Raw genomic sequence first — 20,808 nt, forward strand, 5'->3', positions numbered from 1 at the left:
TTAAAGAAATGGCTTTAGATTCAAAAATACCTGAGGGACCGTTAGCAGATAAGTGGACTAGCCACAAATTCAAAAGCAAACTGGTCAACCCAGCCAACAAAAGAAAATACGACATCATCGTAGTAGGGACTGGACTAGCAGGCGCGTCAGCTGCCGCTTCGTTTGGCGAACTGGGCTACAATGTCAAGTCGTTTTGCTTTCAAGATAGCCCTCGTCGTGCACACAGTATCGCGGCGCAAGGAGGTATCAACGCAGCAAAAAACTATCAAAACGATGGAGATTCGGTCTTCCGTCTCTTCTATGACACCATCAAAGGCGGTGACTACAGAGGTAGAGAAGCCAATATCCACCGTCTCGCAGAAGTATCTGTCAACATCATCGACCAGTGTGTCGCGCAAGGTGTGCCCTTTGCCCGTGACTATGGTGGGCTACTGGACAACCGATCGTTTGGAGGGGCGCAAGTATCGCGTACCTTCTACGCGAGAGGCCAAACGGGACAGCAGTTGCTACTCGGTGCCTACTCTGCACTCAGCAGACAAGTCGCTACGGGCAAAGTAAAACTCTACGCAAGAACAGAAATGCTCGACGTAGTGATCATCGACGGTCAGGCCAGAGGTATCGTCACCAGAAACCTCATCACAGGCGAGATCGAATCACACTCAGCACATGCCGTAGTATTGGCGACTGGCGGATACGGTAACGTATTCTTCCTCTCTACCAATGCCATGGGTTCGAACGTGACAGCTGCTTGGAGAGCACACAAGAAAGGGGCGTTCTTTGGCAACCCATGTTACACGCAGATTCACCCGACATGTATCCCTGTATCTGGCGACCACCAGTCCAAACTGACCCTCATGTCAGAGTCACTCAGAAACGACGGACGTATCTGGGTACCTAAAGAGGCAGTCAAAGGATTGAAAGCAGCAGATGCTGCCAAAATCGCTGAAGAAGACAGAGATTACTACTTGGAAAGAAAATACCCTGCATTTGGTAACCTCGTCCCTCGTGATGTGGCTTCTCGAAATGCCAAGCAAATGTGTGATGCAGGCAAAGGTGTCGGCGCAACAGGCTTAGCGGTATTCCTAGATTTCTCTGACGCGATCAAAAGAGACGGACTAGAAACCATCAAAGGAAAATACGGCAACTTGTTTGACATGTATCAGCAAATCACGGGTGACAACCCCTACGAGATGCCGATGATGATCTATCCAGCCGTACACTACACCATGGGTGGTCTATGGGTGGATTACAATTTGATGACTTCTGTCCCTGGGCTATATGCTGCAGGTGAGGCCAACTTCTCAGATCACGGAGCAAACCGCCTCGGAGCAAGTGCCTTGATGCAAGGGCTAGCAGATGGATACTTCGTCTTGCCGTATACGATTGGTGACTACCTCGCCAACATGCCGTACGACAAGATCCCTACGGATCATGAGGCATTCCAAACGGCAGAAAAAGAAGTCAAAGACAGGATTCAAAAACTCCTCAGCATCAACGGAACCAAAACCGTAGATGACTTCCACAAAGAGCTCGGACACATCATGTGGGAACACTGTGGTATGGCCAGAAATGCGGAAGGGCTGAAACTCGCCAAGGAAAAGATCAAGGCTCTGCGTGAAGAGTTCTGGAAAAATGTCAAAGTACTCGGAGAAAATGAAGAGATGAACATGTCTCTCGAAAAAGCCAACAGAGTAGCAGACTTCATCGAACTCGGTGAATTGATGATCGATGATGCCTTCAACAGAAGAGAGTCATGTGGTGGTCACTTCAGAGAGGAATCTCAAACACCAGAGGGAGAAGCACTCCGTATCGATGATGAATTTGCTTATGTAGCGGCTTGGGAATACCAAGGCGAAGGCAAAGATGCCAAGCTACACAAGGAAGAGCTTAAATTCGAAAATGTTAAATTGACTCAAAGAAGCTATAAATAAGAATTGACATGAATCTGAAATTAAAAATCTGGAGACAGAAAAACGCTAACGACAAAGGTGCTTTCGAATCATACGATGTTTCGGACGTATCCCCAGACATGTCATTTCTTGAAATGCTTGACGTGTTGAACGAAGACCTATCGAGAGAAGGCAAAGACCCTGTACATTTCGATCACGACTGTAGAGAAGGCATCTGTGGCATGTGCTCGCTGTATATCAACGGCAAACCACACGGTCCAAAGGATGCTGTAACTACGTGTCAGCTACACATGAGATCGTTCAAGGATGGTGACATCATCGTGATCGAGCCTTGGAGAGCCTCTGCTTTCCCAGTGCACAAAGATTTGGTGGTAGACAGAAGCTCGTTTGATCGAATCATCCAAGCGGGTGGCTATGTCAATGTCAACACTGGAGGTGTGCCAGATGCCAATGAAATTGCGATCCCTAAAACGATCGCTGATCAGGCCATGGATGCTGCCCAGTGTATCGGTTGTGGTGCTTGTGTTGCTGCGTGCAAAAACGCTTCTGCTATGCTATTCACTGCGGCGAAGGTTTCTCAACTGGCCTTGTTGCCACAGGGACAAACCGAGAGACACACACGCGTCGAAAGAATGGTCGCACAGATGGAAGAAGAAGGCTTTGGTAACTGTACCAATACTGGTGCTTGTTCTGCTGTGTGTCCAAAGGAAATCGGACAAGAGCACATCGCTCGATTGAACAGGGAGTTCATCGGAGCAAAAGCCGCATCTGACAACATATAGTTTAGATCGATATTAAAATACCTGAAGCCACTCATTAATGAGTGGCTTTTTTTGTTTACCCTCCTACCAAAATTCGCAACAAAAGACCACCCAAGTCTTCTTTCCCTCCTTGTGGAAAACTTCGTCCCCCTCTCCTCCTTTCCAACTCGATAAATCGCTACTTTTAAGGCGCACTTTTCAAAGCATAAAGCTTAAGGTTTAAACGACTTTCAAGTTTGCTCTTTCAACTTTCAACGCGATAGTATGTACCTGATATTTGATACCGAGACTACTGGCTTACCTAAGGATTACAACGCCCCCTTAGAAGATTTTGACAACTGGCCTAGACTCGTGCAGCTGGCTTGGCAACTCCACGCCAACGACGGTTCGCTTATCTCAGCACACAACTACATCGTCAAACCAGAAGGCTACACGATTCCCTTCAACGCCCAAAAAGTCCACGGCATCTCCACAGAACGTGCCGAAGCAGAAGGACACGATCTCAATGAAGTCCTCAGCAAGTTCAGTGCAGACCTCCAGCGCACCCAATCGGTTGTCGGGCACAACGTCGAGTTTGACAACAACATCGTCGGTGCAGAGTACCTGCGCAAAGAAAGAAACAATGATCTCGCGGACATCAAGGCCATCGACACCAAAGATGAATCCACCGACTATGTCGCCATCCCAGGCGGTCGAGGCGGACGGTTCAAATGGCCTACACTGACCGAGCTACACACCAAACTCTTCGGCGTAGGATTCGATGACGCCCATGACGCGGCATACGATGTGGATGCAACAGCCAAGTGTTTCTTTGGTCTGATCACGGAGGGAGTCATCCCACCACTAGACGACACAGCCAAGGAACAAATCACCTACGAGGCACCTACCCTCGATGCAGCCAACTTCGCCGCTGCAGCAGAAGAACAAACAGTAGAGATGCCTCCCAAAGCGACCGCCGAAGAAATCAAGGCGCTCGAGGATCTCCCCTTCTCACACCTGCACGTGCACTCACAGTACTCTGTACTACAAGCGGTCTCCGAAGTAGACTCCATCGTACAGACAGCCAAACAACACAACATGCCTGCCATTGCCCTGACAGACCATGGAAACATGATGGCGGCTTTCCATTTCGTGCGTGCAGCGCTGGCTGCTGATATCAAACCTATCCTAGGTTGTGAGTTCAACGTCACCGATGATCGCACTTCGAAGAGCAAACAAAACAACGGCTACCAACAGGTACTCATCGCCAAGAACAAAAAAGGCTACCACAACCTCGCCAAGATGGCCTCCATTGCCTTCGTCGAGGGATTCTACTATGTGCCTCGTATAGACAAGTCCGTCATCGAGCAATACAAGGAAGACATCATCGCAACGACGGGTGGGCTTTGGGGGGAGATTCCATTTACGATCCTAAACATCGGCGAAGAACAAGCAGAAGAAGTGTTCCTCTGGTACAAGGAACTGTTTGGAGAGGACTTCTATGTCGAACTGACGCGTCACGGTGTGGAAGAAGAAGAAGTCGTCAACCAAGTATTGCTGCGCTTCGCTGAGAAACATGGCGTCAAGTACTTCGCCTCCAACAACACCTACTACACCGACAAGTCACAGGCCAATGCCCATGACATCCTGCTCTGCGTCAAAGATGGCGAACAGCAATCCAAACCCAAACGCTACATTGGCAAACGAGGCAGAGAGTTCCGCTACGGCTTCCCCAACGACGAATTCTACATCAAGTCACCGGCAGAGATGAAAAAACTCTTTGCAGATCTACCAGATGCCATCAGTACCACCAACGAGATCGTAGACAAAATCGAGAGCTACGTACTCGAGCGCGACATTCTCCTCCCTGCCTTTGACATACCGGAGGAGTTTCAAGACGAACGAGACAAAGCCGACGCATCCCTCAAACTGGGCGAAAACAATCTGCTGCGCCATCTCACCTACGAAGGAGCCAAAAAGCGCTACGACGAGATCACCCCAGACATCGAAGAGCGCCTAGACTTTGAGCTGGATGTCATCCGAAACACCGGATACCCTGGCTACTTCCTGATTGTACAGGACTTTTGCCAAGCGGCGCGTGACATGGGCGTATCGGTAGGCCCAGGTCGTGGATCAGCCGCTGGATCAGCAGTCGCCTACTGCATCGGGATCACCAACGTAGACCCGATCAAGTACGATCTACTTTTTGAGCGTTTCTTGAATCCAGAAAGGGTGTCCATGCCCGATATTGATATTGACTTTGACGATGAGGGTCGTCAGAGCGTGATTGACTATGTAATCAACAAATACGGGGCAAACCAAGTCGCCCAGATCATCACCTACGGTACGATGGCAGCCAAGTCAGCCATCCGAGACACCTCACGTGTACTGGAGCTCAATTTGGCAGATGCCGACAGACTCGCCAAATTGGTCCCGGACATCAAACTCAAGAAGCTATTTAGCCTCAGCGACAAAGACCTAGCGGACAAACTCAAAAACAACCCCGAAGCGATCACACAAGCCAACGAACTGAAACGTATCGCGACAGAATCTACGCCAGAATCTAAGGTCGTCAACCAAGCCAAAATGCTCGAAGGATCGGTGCGAAACACGGGGATTCATGCCTGTGGGGTCATCATCACACCAGACGACATCACCAAGTTCGTCCCTGTAGCACTGGCCAAGGATTCGGAGATGTACTGTACGCAGTTTGACAACTCCGTCGTAGAAGATGCCGGCCTACTCAAGATGGATTTTTTGGGTCTCAAAACCCTCACCTTGATCAAAGATGCTTGCCGTCTGGTCAAGCAACGACACGACATCACGCTCGATCCTGATGAGTTCCCCATCGACGATCAAGCGACCTACGAACTCTTCCAGCGTGGAGAAACCGTCGGGATATTCCAATATGAATCTCCTGGTATGCAGAAATACATGCGGGAATTGAAACCTACTGTATTTGCCGATCTGATTGCAATGAACGCACTCTATCGTCCGGGACCGATCGAGTACATCCCCTCATTTATCAAGCGTAAGCATGGCGATGAAGAGATCCAGTATGATCTGGACGACATGCAAGAGTACCTAGAGGAAACCTACGGAATCACAGTCTACCAAGAGCAGGTGATGAGACTCTCCCAAAAGCTCGCGGACTTCACCAAGGGGGAAGCCGATGTACTGCGTAAGGCCATGGGTAAAAAGCAAATGGCGGTACTGGACAAGATGAAGCCCAAGTTCATCGAACAGGCTTCCGCCAAAGGGCATGATGCCAAAATACTCGAAAAAGTTTGGAAGGACTGGGAAGCCTTTGCTTCCTACGCTTTCAACAAGTCTCACTCCACGTGCTACGCATGGGTGGCCTACCAAACGGCCTACCTCAAAGCCAACTACCCTGCCGAATACATGGCGGCTGTGCTATCCAACAACATGAACGACATCAAACAGGTGAGTTTCTTCATGGAAGAATGCCAGCGCATGGGACTCGAAGTACTCGGACCGGATGTCAACGAATCCATCACGAAGTTCAATGTAAACGACCAAGGGCAGGTACGATTTGGACTCGCAGCGATGAAAGGTGCCGGTGATGCAGCAGTGAAGGCGCTCATCGAAGAGCGTGAGGCCAACGGGCTCTACAAAGACATATTCGACTTGGCCATCCGTGTCAACCTGCGTCAGGTCAACAAAAAAACACTGGAAGTCATGGCACAGGCCGGAGCATTTGACTGCTTCGAATCCTACCACAGACGGCAGTACCTCGCAGCAGTGGGCAATGAAACCAACCTCATCGACAAGGTCGTCAAATATGCCAACCGCATGGAAGCACAGGCGGCCAGTGCACAGGCATCCCTCTTCGGTGGAGACTCAGGCGTGTCCGAACCCATCCCTACCGTCGCAGATGTAGAGCCGTTTACGAACCTAGAACAGCTCCGACTGGAAAAAGAAGTCGTCGGGCTATACATATCGGGACACCCCTTGGATCAGTTCAAGTTCGAGATCGATAAGTTCTGCAACACCAGCGTAGGTGAGCTCAACAACATGGCCGAACTACAAAAGAAAGGCGCCAACATCCGCATGGCAGGCATGGTCACCGCCGTAGGGCACCGGCAAACCAAAAACGGCAAACCTTTTGGCACACTGGAGATCCAAGACTACACCGATACCTACACCTTCTTCTTGTTTTCGGAGGACTATGTCAAGTTCAAGGAGTACTTCGAAGTAGGATGGTTTCTCTACCTCCAAGGCGCAATCAAACTCAAGTGGCAAGGACCAGATTTGGAATTCAAAATCAACTCGATCTCCCTGCTCACGGACATTCGTGCGGAGAAGACCAAAGGCATCACCCTCAACCTGAGACTGCAGGACATCTCCGACGAACTGATCAAGGATATCAACGAGCTGACTGCAGCCCACGAAGGAGACGGCCTACTCAAAGTCAATATCTTTGATCCAGAAGAAGGCATGAAGGTCAACCTCATGTCGCGCAAGATCAAGGTCAGCCCCGATGACGAACTCATCAAAAAACTAGACACCTATGAGCACATCAAGTACGATGTGATTGTATAACAATCTCCTGCCTAGCCACAGGGGCAACCCGTGGCTGGTTTGGGTGAGGCATCGGTCCGATGCGTTCGCCGTTTGCTCATGACAGAAACCTGCATGGGTTTGGCAAGCTGTCCGAAGCATAAGTAAACCATAAGTCCCAAAACAGAGAGACACATGCCTTCGTTTGCCATGCTCTCAATTTAGAAATCAGAATCATTGATAGTGAGCTGATAGTTTGTCAACCCATACTCCCCTGCTTCAAAATCTCTACTCGTTGTCTCCCAAGAATCATCATCAATACGAGAGATTTGATAACCCAATCCGTTATCAGTTCGCACGATTGACAATGATTTCAACGAATTAGAGGGCTGGGGATTAACTCCAATTATTCCATCTTCCAATATCTTCACAGATATGCGGGAAGCTATGGGAGGAAGTGAGTCAATCAATTGACTGCCTAATTCTTCGGAGGTTACGAAAGAAAAGGTTATTTCCGATGATGTTTGATTATTGATATAATAGTGGGCAGCACCTGCTGGTTCAAAACAACAGATTGTTGTTGGTTCTTCTTCATGGCAAGCTGATAGCAGAGCTCCCATCAGTGTGATTATAACTACGTATCTCATGGATTGAATTTATTTTAGAGTTTTCACCCACATAGACACACAAACCCTCTATTCGGTTGTAACCTTTGTACATATCCATGATATGGGGAATGTACAAGGGAAAGTCCCGTTGCCCCAGAGATAAGTGGTCGAGTCATGCTTTTTCAATGCTTCCTACATTATTGCGAAGAGTAGACCAACTCATCGTTGACTCAATTTACTGCACAAACAATTTCTAGTGTTACTTCTTCCCCTACTATAATGCTGCCATCATCCCCTACCTTATAGTCTGTTCTATCCAATGTCAAAGCCCCTTTAAAAACACCCTCTGTGAAACCAAAAGGTATTTCAACTTCGTGGGATATCCCCCGCATAGTCAAAGTCCCAGATACTAGATAGCCTTCAGGCTTCTTCGCTATCTTCTTTGATCTGAAACAAATTACAGGGAACTTTTCTACATAAAAGAAATCTTCACTCCTAAGGTGTTCATCTCTTTTTTGATTATCGGTATTCACGGTATTGGCCTCAATACATACATCAAATGATCCATTTGATGGTGCTTTAGAATCAAACGAAACAGATCCTTTCATACCCGTAAAAGTCCCTTCTACTGTATTGAACCCAAAATTTGAAATCTCAAACTTTACACTCGACTTGATTCCATTGATGGTATGTTGACTCGATATTGTTTGTATGCCTAAAAAGAGGCCCAAAATACTTAGAATTAGTTTGCTCATATTTTCCTATTTGTTGTGTTAAGTATACAAACATCCTGAGAAAACATTCTCTAAACATTCACCTAGGTTAATAAATGAAATTTGATTCAAGATCTTGCCCATTCACCCCTTATTCTGCTCAATGCCTGCGGTGTGATGCCCAAATAAGAAGCAATCATTTTTTGAGGAACTCTCGATAGTAGGTCTGGATATACATCTATGAAGTATTGGTATCTTTCCCAAGCAGAAGAACTCATTTGCATAATCACACGGTTTTGCAAAACACCGACTCGCTTAAGTGCTTTTACCAACCCGTATTTTAGATCTTCAAGTGACAACTCATCTATAGACCGTCGAATGGGCACTATTTCTGAATCTTCCAGCACATCTATAAACAACCTCGTACTGGTTTGGCTTGATGCAGCATGTACATCACCAATAATCCAACCTTCGGGTGCAAACATAAAAATATGTTCCTTGCCTTTTTGGTCGATCATATAACTTCTCAGCAACCCTTTGACAACAGCATAAGATTGAGCTTGGCTTTTTCCCGCCATCTGCAAAATCTCCCCCTTTTTAACACGTATCGGAGTTTCATTGAATGGGTATGAATTCATTATTTACACATTGTGGTCACCCCACAAGAAAAGTAGTAGATCTTGTGCGTTGACACTTGGTTTAGCAAAAAACCTAAATATACAAAAAACCATAGGCCCAATACGAACCAGGCTATGAATGATACATGTTGTCATCGACAATAGTTGGATCGCCTATCCTTTTTTAAGTCGTACCTACATGAAGAGCTCTCAAAAGTTTCAGTTGAGCACACTCCCTGTGACAAGTCACTAGGTGTCGGACTTGTCGCTTCTCGGTGGTTAGGTGCAGGCCGAATCCAAGACAATTGCTCCCCAAAGCCACATCGTCAAATCGGGGTTCTACCCCTTCCATCGGACCTCAGTCATACATGGCCATTTGACGAAAAATTTTGAGTGCCCCATTGTTCTGTCTACGCCATATTTTAAGTGTCTTGCCTGTGTTCACCCCCGAATACTCATTCATTCGCCAAACCGCAATGTGGCTTCCATACTCAAGGACATACCCATGTAGTTCGATGATTTTGTCCGTTCTATTTTGGAGCTTTTCAAAAACGGGCAGTTCATTGACGTGTTGGTCGAGATAGGTATCCAGCTCTTCTTTCCCTTCATAAATCGGATTGTTGCTATAAATGAACATCCCATCCTCGGTAAAAAACTGAGCCCACAGCTTGGCATCTTTTTGTGGGATTGTCTCCACCATCAGCAAATTGAGTGCCGCCAACTCCAGTGTGATGTCACTGTTGACAGGAAGGTGTGGTTGATAGGCCATGATTACAGCCGGCACATCCTCAAAACGCAACTGATCTGCAAAATCCACAGCATGATTGTAGTTCCACGCTTGCGAGATTAGTTTCATCTCTCCGTTGCTTGCCCTCTGCCAGACATCCTGGTATTTGCCTGCCAACTCGAATTTGCGTAGCTGCGGATCTGTCATTTCCAGATTGAAATACCCCAATTCAATGAGTACATTATCAATACTTAGAATCTCAATTGCCTCTCTTTGGTAGGACTGAATGTCAAACTTGTCAAAAAAAGCTTGGTAGTAGTCGGAGCTATTCTTCTTGCCCAAAACAGTCCGTTGAAACTCAGGCATTAACCTTGCCTCTTCCGAAGAAGCTTTGAGAAGTGCATCAATGTCTTCGTTTCGAAATGCCTGTGAGAAACCAGCTCGAAACCCCTCAAGGAAAGAAGCCGTCTGCGCATCCACTGCTGCATCGGCCACTTGAGCCTCAGAAGAAAAGAAAAAAGCATTGAAACATATCAATAAAAGAAAAGCTTTGGAGAGAGAAGGCACAGGCATTTTGATTGGTTTTTGGAATGGTTTCTATTCGTAGTACATATGTATCTAAAGGTAGTACCAGAATCACAAAAAGCTAAAGTGTCGCCAGAATTAATTTACAGGCCGAAGCTAGAGACTAGAAAACTAAATGGATGAGCCAACTCGACATAACAAAACCTAAATGGATGAGTCTGAGTTAGGCTTAACTATATTGAGCCTCTCCAAATAATGACATTAATAGCATACAAATTACGCGTTTAAGTTTCATCTGTAGTGGAAGGTAACAGTCGTGTATATGAAAAGTAGCGGTTTTTACGCACGGACTTTCGGTTCGATACTGATGATGAATTTATGAAAATCACTTTGGATTAAGCAATTGAACCGTTATTTTTTATAGGCTACTTTATTAGGGGGAGTAGTTTTTCAATTAAATGAAGCTCTGAATTGCAATGGTGTTTGTTGTGTGTTTTTTTTAAACATGGTACTGAATGATTGAGGGTATTCAAACCCCAAATCATAAGCGATTTCCTTTATGCTTAAATTAGTTGTGGAGAGCAGTTCTTTCGCTCTTTCAACTATGGACTCTTGAATATGGGATTGCGCATTTCTGCCGGTTGTATTTTTCAATAAATCACTCAAATAATTGGGAGAGATATTGAGTTTTTCTGCAAAATAGTTGACCGTTGGAACACCCGATAGTGCAGCATCACTTTTTAGGTACACATCCATTATTTCTTCCATTTTTACTACAATGTCCGTATTCACAGAACTTCGTGTCAAAAACTGCCTATTGTGAAAACGCTTTGCGTAATTGAGAAGCAAGTCAATGTGCGATACTATTAAATCCTGACTATAATGGTCAATGCTATTTTTTAGTTCATCCTGCATTTGACGCATCAGGGACATAATGATATTGTCCTCCTTTTCAGAAAGGTGAAGCGCTTCTGCGGTGGAATAGGAAAAGAATCCATAATTACCTATAATCTTACCTAATTCATAATGCCGTATAAGGTCAGGTTTAAAAACCATCATATACCCTGACACGGGGTCATCCGCAGGATTCGTGACAGAAAAGATTTGACCTGGCTTGGTAAAACTCATCACGCCTTCATCAAAATCATAATGACCTTGCCCGTACCTAAACTTGCCTGAAGCCTCTTTTTTAATAGCTACACAATAGAAATCATAATAAAAGCTGCTCCAAATTTCATTGGAATCGAATTTCAAATGCTCAAAATCAATCACGCTTATCAAAGTATGAATTGGTTTTGGCAAATTGAATAATCTATGAAGTTCAGATATTGACTCAATTTTATATGGAGCAGCTTTTTTCACACTATTTTTGTTCAAAATCAGTTGATGAAGATAAGGCTTTCCATTGTTCCATTTCTCCTTTTTCGTTTTTACGAACCTCCAAAATGGCATTGTAACTATCAGAACCTAGTGGAAGATGCAAGGGAGGATTGGGCATTTCTGCAAGTTTCACAACTACCTCTGCCAATTTTTTAGGATTACCTAATTGTTTACCGTCATAGCCTGTAAACTGTTCTACCTGTTTATCTAAATTGTAGGCCTCAATTTTATTTTGCGCAACATTGAGCGTGTCCTCATTCATAAAATTTGTACGAAATGTTCCCGGTGCAAGGATGGATACTTTTATGCCAAAAGGAGCGACTTCTTGAGCAAGAGCCTCTGACAGTCCAATAACCGCATATTTAGATGCACTATAGCTTCCGTTAGCGGGATAACTCATATAACCCATCATAGACGCAGTATTGATGATATGCCCCGATTTTTGCTTGCGTAGGTGTGGCAAAACATTTCGGATGATATGGGTCATTGCAAAAACATTGACATCCATTGTTTTTCTAAACTCGGCATCACTTATTTCTTCGATATTACCCAACAGGTTATACCCTGCATTATTGACCACAACATCTATTTGTCCAAATTCATCTATGCCTTTTGAAATCGCATGTTCAACCTCTTTTTCATTGGTGATGTCCAGCTTTATTGGAAGCAAATTTCCTTCGTGTTCCTCAATTTTTTCTATAAGGGTGTCCGTATTTCGAGAAGTTGCGATGACTTTATCGCCATTACTCAAAACTGCTTTTGTGATTTCAAGTCCCATCCCTTTAGACGCTCCTGTGATGAACCAAACTTTCTGTGTATCCATGATTTTTGTTTTTCACAAAGCTACAAGGCATACAGATTTAGAAAGTTTTCAAATCAATGATAAACGTATTTAAATTCAAGATTACAGCTTGGTTTTTCTCTTATTACCGCTAACGCCCGTGTATGGCGCTGAGTGCGCCCCACTGGCTAATAGCACTAAAATAGTGAATCTGCCGAAGCTCACAACGGTTTCAAATACCACTGCGTTCCGAAAGTCTAAAAATCCTGCGAGCAAAAGACGGTAGAAGGCACTGTCTTTTCTCAGCGGCAGATTCACGGTCGAGTTGCACCGAAACAAGCCAGAAAGCACTTAGACATATGCCCGATCAGCGTCTGTTGTGTGTCGTTTACACCAGTTTGTTCGTTCGTCGTTTGATTACTTTGGTTGAATAGAGAGTTACAGCAGCTCCAAGACCAGTTGCCCAGCCAAAAAACATCCAACTCCATAGACAAAAGGCGAATGCCCCATACAATGAGGTTAAAAGGTTCATGGGAGGTTCGTAAAAATATTCGTTTAAGAGGTAATAGCGAATGTTGAGCTCAATGTCTATTAAATACCAACATAACCAATGGCTGAAAAGTCCAACTATTACAGTTGTTAGCACAAATCGAGCGGCAGCTGGTTTGTTAGGGCGTTCTATAAGAAAATATGAGGTTAACCAGGCTGTTATGAATCCAGACGTTCCTGAGTAAATATAGAAGAACCGATAGTCCTCACTTGTTGCGTTCATCGAGATAAAGATTCCGATGACCACTCCAATTAGAAGAAATTGAAGAGCGAAAAGAGTTGAGAAGTTCAGCTTTTTCATAGTGGCACCAATGACACACAACGATAAGCTATGATGAGTGGGGATTAGACAGCACTAACCTTTCGTCTCGCACATAGCCAAGCCTTGATTTAAATTTAAAACTTGTGGCGGACTTTCCAATCCCCACCAAAATATCCTGACCGATAAAACCCCATTCATTCATAGCATTTGTTAGGGCATGTTATTCACTTTGAACATATTACCAATTCCATCTGGGATGTATAGTTCGTCCTTAAAAATCATTGGGTCTCCTAATCCGTACTCAAATTCAGATACTTCGTAGGAGTTACCTGATGAGTCAACAGAGATCAGTTTTCTGTTTACACTTCCATAATAGACTTTGTTTTTGAACTCAACTAGTTCAGTTGCTGGGATCAGGTCATCTCTATTCAAACTCCAAATCAATTCACCACTTTCTAAATCCAAATAGTCTAAGCCTCTATCGTAAGATGGAATCAGAAGATTGCTATTGAAAGCTATTGGCTTATAGAGACACTCAGGTTGAGATGCGACTTCCCAGAGAGTTGATCCGTTTCTTACATCAAGTGCTCTAACTATCCCCTTGGCATATGAAGAATCATAGCAGATGTATACCTTGTCCTTTAGAAATAAACCTGTTCCTGTTATATAGTGTTTATTTTGTCTAGCCCAAATTGTTTCCCCGTTCTTGGCATTGATAGCAATTGTATGATCCAGGTTGTTTTCAAGTGAATAGTCAAAGTTGCCTAATATGATAACACTATCCAGAATCACAGGGTCACTTGTTGAAAGCATTTGATATTCTGGTTCAATTTTCCAAGCATTCTTTCCTTCGCTTTTATTGAATGCATTAAGACCTTTCCCTGTTAAGGATGCGAATATTAGAGAATCGAACTCAATTATTGAATGTCCAATCTTATTGCCTACTTTATTTGACCAGATAAGGTTCCCATCATGATCATATGAGTTAAGAACATCTGATCCTCCAATGAAAATTTGACTATCCGAAACGAGTGGTTTTTGTCCAGCATAACTTGTTGATGATTGACTTTTCCAAATTAAATTTCCCGTCTTAAAATCAAGCCTGAAGATCGTCTTGTCTAGAGTTGATCCAAATAAATTACCGTCATAAAGTGTTAAGGAGCTTGCGTTCCATCGAAGTTGATCACTTTGCCAAACTTTGGTCAGTCCTTTATGATAGGCTGGTTCATGAGTTGAACATGAAATTAAGAGAATGCAAAAGATTAGGTTTATGGAATTCTTCATTTCTGACGCAATATGCCCTAACATTTGTGTAAAGTGCACAGTGCACTTTATATCTACTATGTCTTTTATACTGTTCTTTATTTTTCTACGTAGTGACAGCTCTCAATAGAGTGAATAGCTCACAGGATAGAGATGGCTGCACACTTCGAAGATAGTGATAGTCTAGTGACCAAACAACAATCCTAGGTTGAGACCTACTTGCTCCAAAAACCTACAGAAGGGCTATTCGGATTCTGAGTAATGCCTCAGGCGAAGGGTTCAAAGCTTATAGCAAGCTTCCCTTGATCGTGTACTTATTTCTCGAACTTATGCTGCGGGAAGCCGACTGCTGATCGGCTTGGTGAGGCCAAGCTAGTATTTCCTGTCGATATTTCCCAAGGCTACAGGCAAACCCCTTCGAATATCACCTCATGCGATGAGGTGGGTGCTGTATTTGGGATTGGGAGGGGGATGAGACCTGAGCTGTCCAACCTAAGCTTAGTTCGGCTCCTATGTTGCCTTACCTCAGGGTCGAGGTAAGCTTAGGTTCACCCTGCGGTAAGCTTAGGTTGGGGCTTTGGTAAGCTTACCTTCAGGCTCAGGTAAGCTTAGTTTTTGCTCAAAGCGCATAAATCCTGCTCAAAAGCCCATTTTTGACGGGTTTGGAGTGATGAAAAAGCTGTGATTTTTTAACGTTTTTTAGCAAAACCAGCCTTCCTTTTGGCATCATACTTGTCTTCAATAAGACAAATCCCACACAGAGCGCTCCGTCAGGATTCTTAATCACAGTTTTATTTTTTCACCCTTTTAAATTTTATCAATTATGTCAGTACAGTATAAAGTCACGGAGCGTATCAACCCAAATGATGTTACCCTCCCCAAGAAGTATTATGCACGAATCATCAATGGCGATGATGTCAGTTTTGAGGAACTGGTCGGTATCATCAGCAAAGTATCCAGTTTGAACTACGGCACAGTGCTAGGTGCGATCGGTACCTTGCTGGAGGTGATCGAGATGCAGCTTGCATTTGGTAGACAAGTGAGGCTGAGCAATCTAGGCACTTTGTTTTTGACCCTGAGTAGCGAAGGGGTAGAGCGTCCAGAGGAGTATCGCAGCGACAGGATCAAACAGGCTCGCATCAGATTCAGACCCGGCGCAAGGCTCAAGAATTTGGCCAAAACGCTAAAGTATGAGAAAGTAAGTACGGCCAGCGATGTAGCGCCTGCCCCATAAGTTCACTTAAATCAACAGCAATGTTTAGTATCAGACCATGAAACGGTCTCGCAGCAGTGAGACCGTTTTTCGTTATAGGGCTTTTAGCCTGAGTGTCTGCCTTGTCCATCGGTCGCCCTTCTACATTTCCCTTTCACCCCTACAGGTGATATTACCGTCAACGATCCGGATACGCATAGTGCGGGATTTTGTAGCACATCACTACCTGCTTATTTATTGCACTTATTATCCTTATAGCACTATCGCCTCGTATTATGTATAGCCGATTTTAGCGGTGTGTATTTTGCTTCTTTGGTCCACGTTCAGTTAAACGACCGTCTATATTCCACGGGGGATAGATTTGTCTTGGTTTTAAACAATTGACTGAATGACTGTGAATGTGCAAAACCCAAGTCATAAGCAATTTCACTTACTGATAAGTTGGTGATTGATAATTTTTCTTTGGCTTTCTCAATCAATTTTTCGTGAATATGCTGTTGGGTGCTTTGCCCTGTTATAGTCTTCAATAGATCACTCAAATAATTTGGAGTCACGTTGAGTTCATTGGCAACACTTTGAACTGTAGGTATCCCTTTCTCCATTAGAGATCCCTGACTAAAACAATCCTCTAATATTTCTTCCAATCGAGCCAATATCGAGTGACTAGTGATCTTTCTGGTAATAAACTGACGGTGATAAAAGCGGTCTGCATAATTCAGCAACACCTCCAATTGGGACACGATAAGTGGCTGACTAAACTTATCAATATTGGCATTATATTCCTGCTGAATGCTTTGAAAAATATTTATGATCTGGGTCTCTTCTTTATCCGAAAGGTGTAGGGCTTCATTGGCCGCATAACTAAAAAAGTCGTATTGCTTGATGTTCTTTCTCAACGAGCTTTGCCACAAAAAATCGGGATGAATGAGCAGCATCCATCCCGAAAGTTTGTACTCTCCTTCTGTTTCTACAGAAAAGACTTGCTTAGGAGCAATGAAAAACATGACACCTTCATCAAAATCGTATTCTTGCTGACCATATTTATATTTTATACTGGCACCAAGGTTTCTTTTTAGCGCAATTGAGTAAAAATCAAATACCCAACTCGTTTGCTTATCCGTAAATAAACGATCTACTTCATCAAAATTAACAACGCTCATCAATGGATGTTCTGGTTTGGGCAAACCTCGGAAGCGATGATATTCGCTAATGGTCTTGATATGATGGGGAGGTATGTTTTTCATCATTCTATTTCTATAGTTGTTGATATGCTTTAGCAAAATCTGCAGAAAAATCTTTTATTTTGACTTTGCCCATCGTTTCGGGTTTGTGCAGTTTATAATGTTCGTACAGTACCCCACTGTTTATAGACGCATACATTTCCGCCATACCCGCGGCAATAGCTGGTTGCATACCTGCAGATTCCAAAGCATCTTTCATTTGTTCATCCGTTATCGTTACCCATTTCAAGTCAGGCTTTCCTATCGCTTCACCTAAACTAGAGACCAATTCATTGTAAGTAAGTTCATCACTAGCTACATAACGTACTTTGCGACTTGATGATGGTGTTGTAATTTCTTCAGCAATAACGCTTGCAATATCCTTGGGCGAAACCCACGAATTAGTCACTTCAGCCTCAATGTTTGACGCCAAAAACCCATTGGCCTTAGCGGATTGGGTTTGAGGCAACAAATTGTAATAGAATTCGGTAGGGCGAATGTGGGTTATGGCAACATCCGAAGGCAGTCCATTAAGGATGTGTTCTACATGATAGGTGCCTTGTAGTATGCCATTGCCTTCCTTCATATGAGCTCCGATGCTACTTAAATTGACCACATTTTTTACCCCTGCTTGTGAAATGGCCTTTGCATAGTTATTTCCTAATGTTCTGTAATAATCAAGTAAGTTAAGGTTTTGATTAAAATAGTTTGCCGGAGGCACCATACAAAAAACTGCATCTGCACCCGAAAATGCCGAGGCGATAAAGTCAGCGTTTCTTATAGTACCAATAGCTGATCTAGCACCGATGGCTTCAATCCCCTTTTGTCTATCCGCATTACTGCTTATAACTGTTACGCTATGACCTTTACTTACTAGCGCTTCCGCTAAGGGTTTCCCTATGTGACCCAATGAGCCTGAAAGTGTAATTTTCATCTGTTTTGTTTTACGTTCATTGCAAAATTGCCAAGCAAAACTCCGCAAAACCAGACTGGTACTTGTAGGCGAATATACCTTTGTTGTAGGCTGATATAAGGTCCGTTGTTTTTTTCTTGGTGATGCTCAATTGATGCCTTGATTTCATTACCGCTAACGACCATTCATCTCTCGTATCCATAGAGCTTGTTTGTGCACCAAAAGAGCCAAACCGCCTCCAACTGCAAAAGTTATTTTCTTAAGTCCCTGTTAGTCGTGAGCGCTTGAGTCACGGATGACCATTCCTCGGTATTCTATTGATTGCTGAGCGAAGTGGCGGTGCTGTTTCTGGCATTGATTCGGCAAGAATGTAAGGGCATTCGTGCCTACACTATGTTAGGGGATTTTTATTTGTAAGAGCTTAGTTTTTTCATCTTACCCTTGAGTTCTGAATCTGAATATGAGATGTATTCGTCCAGTATTTCGATTCTTAGCGTGTCATCAATTTCCAAGGCATTTTTGTAATATGTAAGAACATTGTTTATTGCATACACTGCCGATTCAGTCTTACTATAATCTTCATTGATGAATGTGCTACAAGTGTAAATCGAGATTATTGCTCTAAATAGTTTTTTGTTGCTAGCGGTGTTTTGGATTTCGGACATCCCACCAACGTTCATTTCTACATGTGGGTTCCTGCTCATCTGCCATCGCAAAAGGTCTGCTAGTTTCTTTTCTAGTTCACTGTCGCTATCTAGTTGTGGGTTGTCTATTACCCAGTTGATTGACTCAATTGCCTGTTCCTTAGTTTGAATTTGAGCAAAAGTAGATTCAGCAAATAGAAGAATCAAAGTTAAAATTATTAAGGATTTATTTAACATAGAACTTTTTCAAATACTCGCTTACATATAACGTTTGTATAAAAGCAGTGGTGACCATAATTGATTATAGTCGCCACCAAATAACATTATTAGGACAATGAATCCCACTATATTTTTATGCCATTGCTTTTATACTCTGTTATGATCTTTTTTCTCTTCTGGTCTTTTAATTGGTTCTATAAAATCTTGAACGATAAGTTGCTGTTCAACCAATATCCCATTTTTCAAATCATCAATTAGTGTTCCTTTTATTGATGAAGTTTCATTTTGAACAAGTTTTGTACCTGTGGTGTCAAATCCTGTACTTGTAGTTGAGTAACCTGTGCTTGAATACATGCTTCTAAGTTATAAAATTAATTAGAATTCTCTCTTTTCCATCCTTCGAACGTCCGATTGTCCTGAATTATTGCTCTTTGTCCTCCTTGTTGCTGAACTACTTGTCGAATTATAGTTCCTTCACTAAGAAAAACATCAGTCCCATAGTCGATGCTCTCAATCAATGCCCTTCTTAATTGATAGCTATTTTGATTTGAAGTACCAAGTAAAATATTTGGGTCAAAAGGGGATCTCATCTGAAGTTCTTTTTCAATGTCATCATAGATATCTTTTATTATTCGATAAAGTTCCATTGAAGGTTTCTCTATATTGAGGCCTAAGTTCTTGGCTTCTTTTCTATTTATGGTATAATCATGAGATCCACTTTCGGAACATAAAAATTTTATAATCTCATCCTCGTTTTGCTCTTCAACTTCATGGTGGGCCAGAAGTTTTTTTGCCAACATTTGAATTTGTGATTTTGACTTATAAACCTGTCCTAAGGTGAGAGGATGTATGTGCTTTGTTAAATCAATGAGAATATTCGACAATCCTTGTTCATCCTTTATACCTAGTTCTTTTTGGGCCATTTGTAAATATGAATCAACAAATTCTACACTCACAGGGACTTTTGAGTTGGGATCCGGAGAACCTGGTATCGAAGGATTTAAAGGTCCATTTACGCTTGGATCAATCGGTCCTAGGGTAGCTTGCTTTGTCATGATAATCTTGTTAGACCCTAAGGAAATCAATGTTCCAGCACTGTGACAATTGAAAGGTATTATTACTTCTAATTCTTTACAAAAGCTTCTTATCAGGTTAACTAGGGACCATGCAGCCAAAGTATTGCCACCTCTTGTGTAAATTAAAAGGCTTATTTTATCCACGTCTCCAATCTTATCGAGATGTTCAGTAAATGGACTTAGAATATCAGAAGATATTTGAGCACCAATATTCGGTCTGTCACTTGTTACGTAAACTAAAAGCTTCGACCCTCGTTTTTCTTCTATTTTCTTATAATTATCTTTTCGCTGTTGAAACATATTCTATGGTTTATTTATTGATCACAACATTTGTGTATAGTGCACAGTGCACTATATCCGCACTGCATCAGATGTATAATAAATCCGTTTGTACGTGTTTATAAACGTTTAAAAAAATGTTTTTCTCTTCTCGAACTATGCTGCAGGAAGCCGACTGCTGACCGGCTTGGTGACGCCAAGCTAGTATTTCCTGTCGATATTTCCCAAGGCCACAGGCAAATCCCTTCGAATATCACAACCCCCTATGAGATGGGTGCTAGATTTTTAGTCGAATGTCAAGAGTGAAATTAGACTTGATCTGTCCGTTAGCCAAAAGATCTTAAAGCCCTCTAAAAGTCCCATATTGTTGTCCCAGTGAGCATTGTCTACATCCGCCGTGAGATCTGGCCATGATTAGGACCAAACGGAATACCCCTACAATATCTCTAGTGGTCCATGCCCCGCAGTTTGGACAAGCCGACTCTAACCAATTCCAAGCGAGCTTCATCACAGCAAATAGGAGTATAGGTCCTCGCTCCTTGTCGGCACCTACTCATCCCACGTCACCCTGCAATCACTCCATTCCACGAGGAGCTCCCCCCTTCCACAATATCCCTACCTTCACGGAACCAAATCCCAATCAGATGC

The 20,808-nt window shown here is 43.4% G+C and carries 16 protein-coding genes; 4 read left to right on the forward strand and 12 right to left on the reverse strand.

All coding sequences use genetic code 11. From position 1 onward, the window contains the following. The first annotated feature begins 8 nt into the window (after positions 1 to 8). The 3 genes from BFP72_RS09965 to dnaE all read left to right on the forward strand — a co-directional run bounded on the left by BFP72_RS09965 (position 9) and on the right by dnaE (position 7,213). Positions 9 to 1,931 carry a fumarate reductase/succinate dehydrogenase flavoprotein subunit gene (locus BFP72_RS09965; protein WP_099598995.1) on the forward strand — a complete coding sequence of 641 codons (1,923 nt, stop codon included), beginning with the start codon at positions 9 to 11 and terminating at the stop codon, positions 1,929 to 1,931. A gap of 8 nt (positions 1,932 to 1,939) precedes the next feature. Further along, positions 1,940 to 2,692, forward strand: coding sequence for a succinate dehydrogenase/fumarate reductase iron-sulfur subunit (locus tag BFP72_RS09970; RefSeq protein WP_099598996.1), 753 nt, complete (start codon positions 1,940 to 1,942; stop codon positions 2,690 to 2,692). A gap of 243 nt (positions 2,693 to 2,935) precedes the next feature. Continuing rightward, positions 2,936 to 7,213 (forward strand): DNA polymerase III subunit alpha, encoded by a 4,278-nt coding sequence (dnaE, locus tag BFP72_RS09975; protein WP_099598997.1) that lies wholly within the window; start codon positions 2,936 to 2,938, stop codon positions 7,211 to 7,213. 179 nt (positions 7,214 to 7,392) lie between these two features. Here dnaE and BFP72_RS18985 read toward each other — a convergent pair whose 3' ends face one another. The 7 genes from BFP72_RS18985 to BFP72_RS10010 all read right to left on the reverse strand — a co-directional run bounded on the left by BFP72_RS18985 (position 7,393) and on the right by BFP72_RS10010 (position 14,617). Next, the gene (locus BFP72_RS18985) at positions 7,393 to 7,818 is read right to left on the reverse strand and encodes a hypothetical protein (protein ID WP_143520022.1); all 426 of its coding nucleotides are present in this window, start codon (positions 7,816 to 7,818) and stop codon (positions 7,393 to 7,395) included. 191 nt (positions 7,819 to 8,009) lie between these two features. After that, entirely contained in the window at positions 8,010 to 8,534 is a 525-nt protein-coding gene (locus tag BFP72_RS09980; RefSeq protein ID WP_099598998.1) for a YceI family protein, read from the reverse strand. 86 nt (positions 8,535 to 8,620) lie between these two features. Next, entirely contained in the window at positions 8,621 to 9,130 is a 510-nt protein-coding gene (locus BFP72_RS09985) for a Crp/Fnr family transcriptional regulator (protein ID WP_099598999.1), read from the reverse strand. A 337-nt stretch (positions 9,131 to 9,467) separates the two neighbouring features. Continuing rightward, a complete protein-coding gene (locus BFP72_RS09990) occupies positions 9,468 to 10,409 on the reverse strand; it encodes a DUF4440 domain-containing protein (protein ID WP_099599000.1) in 942 nt (313 codons plus the stop codon). A gap of 402 nt (positions 10,410 to 10,811) precedes the next feature. After that, complete coding sequence (locus BFP72_RS09995) at positions 10,812 to 11,723, reverse strand: AraC family transcriptional regulator (protein ID WP_099599001.1); 912 nt, start codon at positions 11,721 to 11,723, stop codon at positions 10,812 to 10,814. Between the two features lies 1 nt (position 11,724). Continuing rightward, positions 11,725 to 12,564: an SDR family NAD(P)-dependent oxidoreductase gene (locus tag BFP72_RS10000; protein ID WP_099599002.1), complete on the reverse strand. Its 840-nt coding sequence runs from the start codon at positions 12,562 to 12,564 to the stop codon at positions 11,725 to 11,727. Between the two features lie 979 nt (positions 12,565 to 13,543). Then, positions 13,544 to 14,617 (reverse strand): PQQ-binding-like beta-propeller repeat protein, encoded by a 1,074-nt coding sequence (locus BFP72_RS10010; protein WP_158233367.1) that lies wholly within the window; start codon positions 14,615 to 14,617, stop codon positions 13,544 to 13,546. Between the two features lie 802 nt (positions 14,618 to 15,419). On the opposite strand from BFP72_RS10010, the gene BFP72_RS10015 reads away from it, so the two are divergent. Continuing rightward, a complete protein-coding gene (locus BFP72_RS10015) occupies positions 15,420 to 15,830 on the forward strand; it encodes an HU family DNA-binding protein (RefSeq protein ID WP_099599005.1) in 411 nt (136 codons plus the stop codon). A 302-nt stretch (positions 15,831 to 16,132) separates the two neighbouring features. Here the strand turns inward: BFP72_RS10015 and BFP72_RS10020 are convergent, their stop codons facing one another. The 5 genes from BFP72_RS10020 to BFP72_RS10040 form a co-directional block, all read right to left on the reverse strand. Then, positions 16,133 to 17,053 (reverse strand): AraC family transcriptional regulator, encoded by a 921-nt coding sequence (locus BFP72_RS10020; protein WP_099600749.1) that lies wholly within the window; start codon positions 17,051 to 17,053, stop codon positions 16,133 to 16,135. A gap of 10 nt (positions 17,054 to 17,063) precedes the next feature. Further along, a complete protein-coding gene (locus BFP72_RS10025) occupies positions 17,064 to 17,963 on the reverse strand; it encodes an NAD(P)H-binding protein (RefSeq protein WP_099599006.1) in 900 nt (299 codons plus the stop codon). A gap of 386 nt (positions 17,964 to 18,349) precedes the next feature. Next, positions 18,350 to 18,793 (reverse strand): hypothetical protein, encoded by a 444-nt coding sequence (locus BFP72_RS10030; RefSeq protein ID WP_143520023.1) that lies wholly within the window; start codon positions 18,791 to 18,793, stop codon positions 18,350 to 18,352. A gap of 159 nt (positions 18,794 to 18,952) precedes the next feature. Further along, positions 18,953 to 19,159, reverse strand: a complete 207-nt coding sequence (locus tag BFP72_RS10035) for a hypothetical protein (protein ID WP_099599008.1) — start codon at positions 19,157 to 19,159, stop codon at positions 18,953 to 18,955. A 17-nt stretch (positions 19,160 to 19,176) separates the two neighbouring features. Further along, positions 19,177 to 20,181, reverse strand: coding sequence for a serine protease (locus tag BFP72_RS10040; protein WP_099599009.1), 1,005 nt, complete (start codon positions 20,179 to 20,181; stop codon positions 19,177 to 19,179). Positions 20,182 to 20,808 lie beyond the last annotated feature (627 nt).

It is taken from the genome of Reichenbachiella sp. 5M10, from assembly GCF_002742335.1.
In the GTDB taxonomy this organism is placed as follows: domain Bacteria; phylum Bacteroidota; class Bacteroidia; order Cytophagales; family Cyclobacteriaceae; genus Reichenbachiella.